Raw genomic sequence first — 9,712 nt, forward strand, 5'->3', positions numbered from 1 at the left:
CGGCGCGCTCAGCGCTGGAGCGGAGGCGTCGTGCGCTGGGGAGGTGTCACGTCGGCCGTCTGCTGCCCGTCCCACGGAGCCTCACCCGTGTCGCCGAGCTGCTCGCGGACGCCGGACCACCGCATGGTCAGCGCGTACAGGATGAAGACGTCCAGCGCGATCATCAGCAACGCCCACACCGGGTAGGCACCCAGCCAGGCCACCTGGATCACCGCGTGCAGGCCGACCAGGATGATGGCAGTGATCCGGGCCCACGTCTGCGCCACCAGCAGGCCCGCGCCCACCCCCATCAGGAGCAGCCCGGAGATCAGCAGGACCCATCCCCAACCGGTGGTGTCCACCACGACGAGGTGGTTCCGCGTCAGCACCAGACGCTCGTCCGAGAACAGGGCGATGAATCCCTCGAAGATATTGATCAGCCCGATCACCAGCATCAGGCAGCCGGCGAACACGACCGTACCGGTCATGACCGGGCTGCTCTCTTTCGCGGCCATCGTGGTACTCCTCTCATCGGCCGCCGCGGATTCGGCGGCACGCATCTGCATGCTGTGCCGCCGAGGCACGGCTACGCCTCACCCCGCGCGGATGAGCCCGCCGGAGCGGTGAACGATCAGCCCTGGCCCGGGCAGATCTGGGTCACTGCCGTCGCGAACGAGGACGTCGCGGTGCCGACCTGCCGGAGCGCCGCGGTGATCTGGGGCGCTTTCTGTTTGAGCGTGTCCGTGGTCAGGCCACTCGCGGCGGACTCCAGCCCCGTGAACGCCGTCTTCACGCTCTCGACGGACGGTTGCAGGGCGGCCGACACCGCCGCGGTGGCCGCGGCCAGGTTGTTCTTCACGGCGGCAATCGCGGCGTTGAGTGCGGTCAGGCCGTCCTGCAACGGCTTCACGTTGGACAGGTCGTCGAGCGACGACTTCAGGGCTCGCGCGGAGGCGCAGGCCTCCGAAGCACTCCCCGTCGCGGTCGCCGACGTGGTCGCCGACGGACTGGCCTGCCCCGACGTCGAGTTGTCCGAGCAAGCCGCCAGTACGACGAGCAGGGCAAGGGTGACCAGTGCGCGGGCGACCGATCGGCGTACGCCAGGGCGCTGCATGGTGTCCCCTACTTGGCGGCGTCCTTGACCTCCGACGCACTGTCCGCGTCGACCTCGTGCTTGGTCACCTTGGTCGCGTGCGCCAGCGCCTTGTCGACGTCCTTGACCCATACTTCCTCGAACAGCGCCACGATGCCCGAGCTGTCCGGCGGCAAGGTGTCCTCGACGTCGGCCTTGATCTCCTTGCGTTCGTGGTGCGACTTGAGGCCGCCGATCCCGAGCCCGGCGCCCGCGCCGACCAGCGCGCCGGCCAGCAGGCTGGGCGGGAAGATCAAACCGATCACCGCGCCGCCGACCGCGCCCCAGGCCGCGCCCTTCCGGGCGGTGTGGAAATCGTCGTCCACGTGGATCTTGCCGTCAGCGCCACGACTGACGAGAACCAGCCCGTCGACCTTGATCACGTCGTCCGACGCGGCTTGTTTGATCGCGTCCCAGTCCTCACGTGCCGCATCCGCGTCCAGGTACGCGGCGATGTACAGGTCGACGGGAGCTTTGATGTCGGATGCCACGGGTCTGTCCTCCTGATCGGGCGTGCGCTCTCGCCTCACGATCCCTCCGGCCGCTGCCGGACCACCTCACCCCAGGGGGACTAGGTCGCGCGGGTTCAGTCGGCGAGACCGAACCTGGACAGATCACGGGCTGCGTCCGCGCGCACCAGTTCGGCGGACAACGCGTCGACCGAGCAACCGAGGCAGTCGGCGAGCAGGAGTAGCAGCAGGCCCGCTTCCTCGTGGTCGAGGTGGTGGTAACCGGCCAGGACAGCGGTTGCCTCGTCCCGGAGCGTGGCCGTCCGGACACTGTCGATCAGTGGATCGGGTCGGCGATCGCCGCCGCCACGGAAGTCAACCTGGTGGTCAGCATGGTGGTCAGCCATGATCTCAAGCCTTCTGACTCTTGCTCGGCCAACGGACTGTTCCCCCGAACTGTCCCTGGGTAGCGGCAGCACTTCGACTGTACTCCGCAGCGTCGATCGCGTCAGTGCGAGTTTCACCCCGGACGGAGGAGGCGCGACCCGCGCCCGGGTAGGCATGCTGGCGACCGCGACGGCGCTATCGGGGAACCCGGGGTAAAGGACTGAGAACGTGAGTGAGACGAGGCGATCATCCGGCGCCGACGGGCCGGCGGCCCGGTCCGCCTACGACACACTGCAGAACATCCGGCTGTACTGCTTGTACCTGACCACCATGGCCGGACTCGTCTGCGCGATCGGCAGCTGGGGAGTGGGCGGCACCGCGATCAGCGTGGTCGTGATCGGGATGGCAGCGGGCGTCATCGCCGCGTCGGTGGCGAAGACCGAGGGAAGCGGCGAGTTCCGCCGGATCGCGCGGGTCACGCTCGCCTCCGCTCTGGTCGCGCCGGCTGCCATGGGACTGATCGCGGTCCTCGGGTTCACCGGCGTACTGATCGGGCTGCTCTTCGCGGTCACCACGCCGGCCCTCCTCTCGAAGCTCCCTCGACGACAGCCGGAGAAGAAGGCCCGTCCCACCGCTCCACCACCGCTGCCGCCACAGCCGAGCCGATCGGCGTCATCCACCCAGCCGCCGCAGGACACCACTGCCCCGTCCCGTCCGGCGCATGAGCTCGACGCCCTCGACGACCAGGCGTTGTGCTGGGCCTGGCGCCGCAGCTTCCGCTTGCTGGAAGCGGCGCCTTCGGCGATCGAACGGCTCTCCGTCGTCGTGCAGCGCCAGCAGTACCTCGACGAGCTTCATCGGCGGTCCCCGGAGGGACTCGCGGCGTGGCTCGCCTCGGGTGCGCGCGCCTCCGGCAACCCGCTCCCGTACGTCGAAGACGCCCGCCGCCGAGCGAACTAGATCGGGTCTGATTTCGTGTCCAGGCGGGCGCTCAAGGTCTTCGGCGCGACCTGGCGGAACGCGTTCTCGACGAGGTCCTCGAAGTGCTCCCAGTCCACGTCGACGTCGAGGTAGACACCGAGCCAGCCGCGATGACCGACGTACGGCGGCCGGTAGAAGTGCTCCGGATCCGCGGCGACCAACGACTCCTGGACACCCGGTGGCGCCGCCATCCAGACGCCGAGGCGGTCGTCGTGGTGATGGTCGGCGTACATCACGAACACCTTCTTGTCCCGTACGAACCAGGTCGGCTCACCGTGACTCGGCCGCTCGGTCGTTTCGGGCATCGCCAGGCACAACCGCCGTACCCGCTCCAGGACGTCCATCGTCACCCTCCTCAGTGCCGCGGACCTGGAACGACGACGCCCGATTCGTAGGCGTAGACCACCGCCTGGGCACGGTCGCGCAGGTCCAGCTTGGTCAGGATGTTGCTGACATGCGTCTTCACCGTCTGCTCCGCCAGCACGAGCTCGTCGGCGATCTGCCGGTTCGACAGTCCGCGCGCGACCAACCGCAGTACGTCAGTCTCTCGCGGCGTCAGCCGCGCCGGCGCAAGCGGTACGACGGGTTGCGCGCGAGCGAAATCCTCCACCAGCCGGCGGGTCACGGACGGGGCCAGCAGCGCGTCGCCCGCGGCCACCACCCGGACGGCGGCGGCCAACTCGTCAGGTGTCGAGTGCTTCAGCAGGAACCCGCTCGCCCCGGCGCGCAGCGCGGCGTACACGTAGTCGTCCAGGTCGAACGTCGTCAGCATCACGACCCGCGGCGGCTCACCAGGTGTGAAGTCGGCGAGGATCTGCCGTGTCGCGGCGAGACCGTCGAGAACCGGCATCCGAACGTCCATCAGGATCACGTCCGGTGTCAGCGCGGCCGCCAGCTCGACCGCCTCTGCGCCATTGCCGGCCTGACCGACCACCTGCAGATCCGGCTGCGCGTCGAGCAGCGCACCGAACCCGGCCCGCACCATCTCCTGGTCGTCAACCACCATGACCGTGATCGCCACGCACCGCCTCCTTCACGACCGGAATGAACGCCTGCACCAGATAACCGCCTTCGGGGGTCGGACCGGCGCTCACGGTCCCGTCGACGAGCGCCACCCGCTCGCGCATCCCGACCAGACCCTGCCCACTCCCAGGCGCCGGTACGACGGCCCGCGGCGGCACACCGTTGCGCACGGTGACCTGCAACTGCCCTCCGCTGTTCTGCACCCGCACTTCCACGACAGCATGGGAAGCGTGCCGCACCGCGTTGCTCAGCCCCTCCTGCACCACGCGATACGCCGCCAGCTCCACCGCCTGGTCGAACCCGGTCGGCACGTCACCAACGAGTCGTACGTCGGCACCCGCGCGTCGCGTACCCTCCACGAGTTCGGTGAGCTGCGCCAACCCGGGCTGCGGTTCCAACTCCCCCATCGGCGATTGCCCGACCGGTTCCCGCAGCAGACGCAGTACCCGACGCATCTCGGTCAACGACGCCCGCGCCTCATCAGCGATGCCGGTGAACTCCGCTCGTACGTCATCCGGTACGCCGGCCAGCCGGTGCGGCGCACTGTCCGCTCGGACCACCACGACCGACAGATGGTGTGCCACGACGTCATGCAACTCGCGAGCGATCCGGGCCCGCTCCTGCAGACGCTCCCGTTCCGCACGCTCCGCCTTGCTGATCGTCTCCTGCTCAGCCAGCCGGCGGTTCGTGTCGCGCCGCGTGTGGATCAGATCGCCCACCACCACGGCGACCGCGGACAGCACCGCCATCGTGATCAGACCGCGCCAGCTGCCACGCTCCGGCGCCAGGGCAGTGGCGACCACACCGACTGCTTGCGTCGCGACCCACCACGCGATCTGCTCCCGCCTCCCCAGTCCGCGCGCACCCGCGATCGCGACGACGAACGCATGGCCGAACGCGGCCGTCGTACCCCATGGCCAGGGTTCGCTTGCGCTGACCGGTGTGGTCACGGCCGCAGTGATGGCGGTGGTGATCAGCGAGACCACCACCGCCGCCCGCGGCCGCAACCACGCCAGAGTCAGCGCCAGCGCCCGTGCGATCGCGAGCGCCAGCACAGCCCCGAGTTGTACGTCGTAGTGCTGCCCGAGATCCATGACGGTGAGCACCAGCAGCGCCGCGACCCCGAGCGCCGCAACCCAGGCCCACCGCCCGCGGGGCCACCCGTTCGGCTCCTGCACTTCACCGGTCACGGTTGGACCTTACTCACACCTGCTGCAGCCAGGCCCAGAAGAACGCCACGGCGCCACCGGCCAGCACGATAGTTGCCGGAAGCACCCACCAGCGCGAGACCGCTCCGTACAACGGCCGGACCAGCAGGGACTGCAACGCCGCGATCCCCCGCAGCGCGAACAGGAACACCACCACACACGGCACGGCGATCAGTCCGTGCACCGCCCACGCGCCCGCGCGCGTCGGCCCACCCCAGGTGCCCGGCTCGACCGGCCCGTGTTCGACGAAGCCCCAGAACGGCCCGCGCACCACGCACAGCACGACGAGGAACATCACGAACAAACCGGCCAGGCCCATCAGCGCGCTGATCAGTCCGTAGCCGAAGACTCGAACCCGGCTCGCCGGGCTCCCCGCGCGGCTGTGAGTCGCCGGTCTGTGGTGCGCGAGTCGTTGCCAGCGCTGTCCGGCCTCGCGGGGATCGCCGAGCAGCGCGTCCCCGATCGTGAGTACGCCGACCGGCGCGAGCGCAGCGGCGTACGCGAGCGATCTGGCGAGCCGGCCGATCCAGGACCCGTGGTCGTTCCGCGGGCCGCGGGTGGGGCGGGTGAGCGTGTCCGTCATCGTTTCTCCTCGTTCTCAAGTCCTGAGATCGAGGCTAGGAATCGCGCGCGCCCGGCACATCCAGCCGCGGAGCCAACCGTGGGCCAGTACTCCGGTAGGGGTATCACGAGCTGCATTGTGACCCAGGTCACAGTGACCACGGAGCGTTTGTCGACGTTACACGGTCAGTGCCGGACGGCGTGTACGGCTCGCTGTTGGCACCCACGGGGATCCCGCACCCAACAGGAGGTACTCGAACATCATGCGGATGCGAAACCTGGCCGTGACCGCCACACTGCTCCCGGTTTTGCTGCTCCCCGGCTGCGGCACCAGCGGCACCGACGTCGCGGCCGCGGCGCCCGCCGCCCACAAGGCGACCCCGACGGCCACGACCGACGAAACAGCCGCGGACACCGGCTCGGACGACCCGGTGCTGAACGCGTACTACGCCTACCGCGTCGCGCTCGACGTGATGATGCGCAGCGGCGGCAGCAAAACCCAGCAGCTCGAGCCGGTGATGACGCCCGCGATGTTCCAGGCGATCAGCACCCAGGCGAAGTACTTCCGGACCCGGAAGCTGCACAACACCGGCGTCACCAAGGTGCTCTGGGCCAAGCGCACCCTCGCGGCGAACGGCGTCATCGTCAGCGCCTGCTACGACACCTCCGCGGCCCGCACGGTGAACGCCCGCGGCCGCGGCGTCCTGCCGAACACCACCCCGACGCGCTGGCTCGACCAGATGCGGGTCCTGCCGCAGCAGTCCCGCTGGATCGTCGACGGCGGCACCACCTCTCCGAACGCCTGCTGACAACTTTGTGGCGGTGGGATCACGATTGCGTGCCCACCGGATTCCCCCGAACGACCCCGGGCACACTCTCGACCGAGTGCCGAACAGGTCTGGGGGCCCACCGATGATCGACACGCAGATCCGGCGTTGGCTGCCGGCGTGGCTCGGCGGCAGCCGTCCACAGGAGTCCTTCCGCCCACGCGGGACGAGTTCCCGGGTCAGTCGCCTCGCGGCGCAGTACGACGCCGAGGTCGACGCGGCGCTGCAACGCCTGTGGCCGAAGGCGCGGATCTATCACGATCGCGAGTTCACCCGGGACCGCGCCGACTACCTGCTCGTGGTGCGCGGCCGCGGCGTGATGATCGAGACCAAGGTGAAGAGCGATCCCGGACTGTTCCGCGGGTCCACGCTGCCGCCGCTGCTCGATCGGCTGCAACGGGACGGCCGGCGGCTCGTCGTACTGCTCAACCAGGGCGATCCGACCCCGGCGCGCGACCTGATCAGTACCAAACTCGGCGACAAGGGCCGGATCATCGTCTGGTCCGGACCGCACCACGACGCCGAACTGCGGCAGGCGGTCGAGTCACTGCTGGAGCAGACCACGCGGCACGCCTGAACTCCTGAACGCGGGGCTCGGGTGCCACCGGAATCCGGCGGCACCCACGATCCTGCGGTGTTGTTGATGAAGCCTGAGCTCTTGTCGACGGAGCCTCAGCTGTTCTTGATCGCCGAGACCTCGAGCTCCAGCGTGATCTTGTCGCTGACCAGCACGCCGCCGCCCTCGAGGGCCGCGTTCCAGCTGACGCCGAAGTCCTTGCGGTTGATCACGACCGAGCCCTCGAGGCCGAGCCGCTGGTTGCCGAACGGGTCGGTCGCGGTGCCGGTGTACTCGAACTCGACATCGACCGGCTTGGTGACGCCGCGGATCGTCAGGTCGCCGGACACCACGAACTCGGCGTCGCCGGTCTGCTTGACCCCGGTCGAGACGAAGGTGATCTCCGGGTACTCGTCCATCGCCAGGAAGTCGTTGCTGCGCAGGTGCTCGTCGCGCTGGCTGTTGCGGGTGTTGATGCTCTTGGCCTGGATCGTCACCTTCCCGGAGGAGTTCTCCGGGTTCTCGCCGTCGATGTGGAACGAGCCCTCGAACTCGTCGAACGCGCCACGGACCTTGGTCACCATCGCGTGCCGGGCGCTGAAGCCGATCCGGGTGTGAGAGGCGTCGAGGGTGTAGTCACCGCTCAGGGCGGCGTACTCGTTGGACATCGCGGATCCTTCCGAGAGACTAGTTGAACTTTGCACAGTAAAGACTTCCCCCTTCTCGCTCAGAAGTCCACCCCTTACCCGGCGTGTCCGGCCCCTGAACCCCGTCGCGGCAGACAATGGACCGGACGTGACCGGAATCAGGAGAGGGTGTGGAGTGCAGCGGAAGGTGTTCTGCGCGGCGGGACCGAGCGACGTCTACCGGGCCGTCAGTACCTGGCACGGCCGCGAGCGCTTCTGGGCCACCGCGGCGCCGGAGACGGACGGTGTGATCTCGTTCCGCCTCGGCGACGGCCGCACCGACGAGAGCCGGATCGAACAGGCTGTCCAGGACGAGCGCTACCAGTTGCGGTACTTCGGGCGAACGCTGACGTTCACGCTCACCCCCGGCGCCACCGGCGGCACCGACCTGACGCTCAGCTCGGACGACCCGGCCGACTGCCCCGAGGTCGTCTCGCTGCTGCTCCGGCTGAAGGCCTCGGTCGACTTCGGTGTCGACCTCCGCCACCACGACGAGCACCGGACAACCGGGTACGCCGACAGCTGACCGTTGCCCGCAGCAACGGAGTTAACGGGTTGCGCCGCGCCGCCGAAGCCGGTCTCATGGGTGGTCGGAGATCGGAGGGACCGTCGTGGAACCGCTCAGCGCCGACGACATCAGGCGCTCGTTCGTCAACTCGTCCAAGAGCCAGGTCAAGGCCATGGCGCTGCCGGGCAGCTTCGCCGAACTGCCCTGGGAGTCGCTGGACTTCCTCGGCTGGCGCGACGCCAAGGCCCCGAACCGCGGCTACCTCGTGGTACGCCGCGACGCCGGCGTGACCGGGATCGCGGTCAGCACCCAGACCTCGGGCGCCGCCCGCCGGTTCGCGGGGCTGTGCGACCTGTGCAACACCGCGCACCACGTCAGCGACGTCGCGCTGTTCGCGGCCCGCCGGGCGGGTTCGGCCGGGAGGAACGGCAACACGGTCGGGATGTACATGTGCGCCGATCTGGCGTGCTCGCTGTACATCCGCGGGCTGAAGGAACTCGACGTACCGCAGGGCGACACCGCCACCCCGGAGGTGCGGGCGGAACGGCTCGCGACCCGGCTGGAAAGTTTCGTGCAGCGAGTCCTGGCGTGACCTCCCGGGCCGCACCCTAGGCTAGGTCCCTGAGCCGGAACCTCGGCTCAGCACAACCGGCCCGCGGGGGACAAGGAGAGCGAGTCGCGATGACCGAGTTCCGCATCACGCACGAGATCCACCAGGCCCACCCGGACATCCGCGAACGGCTCACCGCCACCACCATCGAGGCGATCAACGAGTCCAGCGCCCGGTCCGCCGAGGACGCCGCCCGCGTCCTGCGCCACAAACTCGCCGAGATCGGCGTCCAGATGAGCGAACCCGCCTGCCTGGCCGCCATCGAACGCATCCGCTCCGGCAAACAACTCCGCTTCGAAATAGAAACCCTCCCCGAAGAAGCCTGACCCCACCCCCACCACCGCACCCGAGCCGCCGACCGCACCACCACACTCCCACCGTCGACCGCGCCACCGCACCCGCAACCGTCGACCGCACCACCACACCCGCACCGTCAACCGCACCACCACACTCGCGCCGTCGACCGCACCGCGGAACCAGCCAGCGACTTACCCGACGCCCCAACGACCCACCCCGCAAAGCGAGCTCCCCGAGCCGCGAGCCCCCCAACGAAGCGACACTCGCCCACCGACCCACGAGCCGCCCGACGAGCCAGCGAGTCACCGCGCGAACCGGCGAGTCACCCTCGCGAACCGGTGAGTCGCCCGGCGAGCCAGCGGGCCACCCCCGCGAACCGGCGAATCGCCCGGCGGGCCAGCGAGTCACCCCCGCGAACCAGCGAATCGCGTGGGCGAACCGCCGTTCGCCCACGCGAGCTGAACGGTTGCCCACGGAGCTGGAGGGTTGCCCCCTCAGATTCTCAGGG

The 9,712-nt window shown here is 69.3% G+C and carries 15 protein-coding genes; 6 read left to right on the plus strand and 9 right to left on the minus strand.

The annotated features are described in order from the left end of the window. Nucleotides 1–8: 8 nt before the first annotated feature. The 4 genes from ACFYRH_RS18880 to ACFYRH_RS18895 form a co-directional block, all read right to left on the minus strand. Nucleotides 9–494: a hypothetical protein gene (locus ACFYRH_RS18880; RefSeq protein WP_387776270.1), complete on the minus strand. Its 486-nt coding sequence runs from the start codon at nucleotides 492–494 to the stop codon at nucleotides 9–11. Nucleotides 495–610: 116 nt separating this feature from the next. Next, on the minus strand, nucleotides 611–1,093 hold the full coding sequence (locus ACFYRH_RS18885) for a hypothetical protein (protein ID WP_387776273.1): 483 nt from the start codon (nucleotides 1,091–1,093) through the stop codon (nucleotides 611–613). Between the two features lie 8 nt (nucleotides 1,094–1,101). Further along, nucleotides 1,102–1,602 (minus strand): DUF1269 domain-containing protein, encoded by a 501-nt coding sequence (locus ACFYRH_RS18890; protein ID WP_387776276.1) that lies wholly within the window; start codon nucleotides 1,600–1,602, stop codon nucleotides 1,102–1,104. Nucleotides 1,603–1,697: 95 nt separating this feature from the next. Further along, the gene (locus ACFYRH_RS18895) at nucleotides 1,698–1,967 is read right to left on the minus strand and encodes a hypothetical protein (protein ID WP_387776279.1); all 270 of its coding nucleotides are present in this window, start codon (nucleotides 1,965–1,967) and stop codon (nucleotides 1,698–1,700) included. Nucleotides 1,968–2,175: 208 nt separating this feature from the next. On the opposite strand from ACFYRH_RS18895, the gene ACFYRH_RS18900 reads away from it, so the two are divergent. Beyond that, the gene (locus tag ACFYRH_RS18900; protein ID WP_387776282.1) at nucleotides 2,176–2,907 is read left to right on the plus strand and encodes a hypothetical protein; all 732 of its coding nucleotides are present in this window, start codon (nucleotides 2,176–2,178) and stop codon (nucleotides 2,905–2,907) included. Here the strand turns inward: ACFYRH_RS18900 and ACFYRH_RS18905 are convergent. Genes ACFYRH_RS18905 through ACFYRH_RS18920 form a run of 4 tightly spaced genes read right to left on the minus strand, consistent with a single transcriptional unit; the run spans nucleotide 2,904 to nucleotide 5,742 of the window. Beyond that, complete coding sequence (locus tag ACFYRH_RS18905) at nucleotides 2,904–3,272, minus strand: MmcQ/YjbR family DNA-binding protein (RefSeq protein WP_387776285.1); 369 nt, start codon at nucleotides 3,270–3,272, stop codon at nucleotides 2,904–2,906. The two genes, ACFYRH_RS18900 and ACFYRH_RS18905, sit on opposite strands and share 4 nt — an antisense overlap. Before the next feature lie 11 nt (nucleotides 3,273–3,283). Continuing rightward, nucleotides 3,284–3,949, minus strand: a complete 666-nt coding sequence (locus tag ACFYRH_RS18910) for a response regulator (RefSeq protein ID WP_387776288.1) — start codon at nucleotides 3,947–3,949, stop codon at nucleotides 3,284–3,286. Continuing rightward, nucleotides 3,924–5,141 carry a sensor histidine kinase gene (locus ACFYRH_RS18915; protein ID WP_387776291.1) on the minus strand — a complete coding sequence of 406 codons (1,218 nt, stop codon included), beginning with the start codon at nucleotides 5,139–5,141 and terminating at the stop codon, nucleotides 3,924–3,926. The genes ACFYRH_RS18910 and ACFYRH_RS18915 overlap by 26 nt, the downstream gene beginning before the upstream one ends. 13 nt (nucleotides 5,142–5,154) lie before the next feature. Further along, nucleotides 5,155–5,742 (minus strand): hypothetical protein, encoded by a 588-nt coding sequence (locus ACFYRH_RS18920; RefSeq protein ID WP_387776294.1) that lies wholly within the window; start codon nucleotides 5,740–5,742, stop codon nucleotides 5,155–5,157. 247 nt (nucleotides 5,743–5,989) lie between these two features. Between ACFYRH_RS18920 and ACFYRH_RS18925 the strand changes: the two genes are divergently transcribed. Then, nucleotides 5,990–6,529 (plus strand): hypothetical protein, encoded by a 540-nt coding sequence (locus ACFYRH_RS18925; RefSeq protein ID WP_387776297.1) that lies wholly within the window; start codon nucleotides 5,990–5,992, stop codon nucleotides 6,527–6,529. A gap of 103 nt (nucleotides 6,530–6,632) precedes the next feature. Continuing rightward, a complete protein-coding gene (locus tag ACFYRH_RS18930; protein ID WP_387776300.1) occupies nucleotides 6,633–7,124 on the plus strand; it encodes a hypothetical protein in 492 nt (163 codons plus the stop codon). A gap of 95 nt (nucleotides 7,125–7,219) precedes the next feature. Here ACFYRH_RS18930 and ACFYRH_RS18935 read toward each other — a convergent pair whose 3' ends face one another. Continuing rightward, the gene (locus tag ACFYRH_RS18935) at nucleotides 7,220–7,771 is read right to left on the minus strand and encodes a YceI family protein (RefSeq protein WP_387776303.1); all 552 of its coding nucleotides are present in this window, start codon (nucleotides 7,769–7,771) and stop codon (nucleotides 7,220–7,222) included. A 154-nt stretch (nucleotides 7,772–7,925) separates the two neighbouring features. Between ACFYRH_RS18935 and ACFYRH_RS18940 the strand changes: the two genes are divergently transcribed. The 3 genes from ACFYRH_RS18940 to ACFYRH_RS18950 all read left to right on the plus strand — a co-directional run bounded on the left by ACFYRH_RS18940 (nucleotide 7,926) and on the right by ACFYRH_RS18950 (nucleotide 9,233). Next, nucleotides 7,926–8,315, plus strand: coding sequence for a hypothetical protein (locus ACFYRH_RS18940; protein WP_387776306.1), 390 nt, complete (start codon nucleotides 7,926–7,928; stop codon nucleotides 8,313–8,315). 85 nt (nucleotides 8,316–8,400) lie between these two features. Next, entirely contained in the window at nucleotides 8,401–8,889 is a 489-nt protein-coding gene (locus ACFYRH_RS18945) for an FBP domain-containing protein (protein WP_387776309.1), read from the plus strand. An 89-nt stretch (nucleotides 8,890–8,978) separates the two neighbouring features. Continuing rightward, nucleotides 8,979–9,233 (plus strand): hypothetical protein, encoded by a 255-nt coding sequence (locus ACFYRH_RS18950; RefSeq protein ID WP_387776312.1) that lies wholly within the window; start codon nucleotides 8,979–8,981, stop codon nucleotides 9,231–9,233. Nucleotides 9,234–9,712: the final 479 nt, after the last annotated feature.

This window comes from Kribbella sp. NPDC004875, from assembly GCF_042873375.1.
In the GTDB taxonomy this organism is placed as follows: Bacteria; Actinomycetota; Actinomycetes; order Propionibacteriales; family Kribbellaceae; genus Kribbella.

Bases quoted from the DNA above. Each gene is read 5' to 3' on its own strand.
- ACFYRH_RS18950 (WP_387776312.1), top strand. From the start codon at position 8,979: ATGACCGAGTTCCGCATCACGCACGAGATCCACCAGGCCCACCCGGAC.
- ACFYRH_RS18925 (WP_387776297.1), top strand. From the start codon at position 5,990: ATGCGAAACCTGGCCGTGACCGCCACACTGCTCCCGGTTTTGCTGCTC.
- ACFYRH_RS18905 (WP_387776285.1), bottom strand. From the start codon at position 3,272: ATGGACGTCCTGGAGCGGGTACGGCGGTTGTGCCTGGCGATGCCCGAA.
- ACFYRH_RS18885 (WP_387776273.1), bottom strand. From the start codon at position 1,093: ATGCAGCGCCCTGGCGTACGCCGATCGGTCGCCCGCGCACTGGTCACC.
- ACFYRH_RS18930 (WP_387776300.1), top strand. From the start codon at position 6,633: ATGATCGACACGCAGATCCGGCGTTGGCTGCCGGCGTGGCTCGGCGGC.
- ACFYRH_RS18920 (WP_387776294.1), bottom strand. From the start codon at position 5,742: ATGACGGACACGCTCACCCGCCCCACCCGCGGCCCGCGGAACGACCAC.
- ACFYRH_RS18895 (WP_387776279.1), bottom strand. From the start codon at position 1,967: ATGGCTGACCACCATGCTGACCACCAGGTTGACTTCCGTGGCGGCGGC.
- ACFYRH_RS18880 (WP_387776270.1), bottom strand. From the start codon at position 494: ATGGCCGCGAAAGAGAGCAGCCCGGTCATGACCGGTACGGTCGTGTTC.
- ACFYRH_RS18935 (WP_387776303.1), bottom strand. From the start codon at position 7,771: ATGTCCAACGAGTACGCCGCCCTGAGCGGTGACTACACCCTCGACGCC.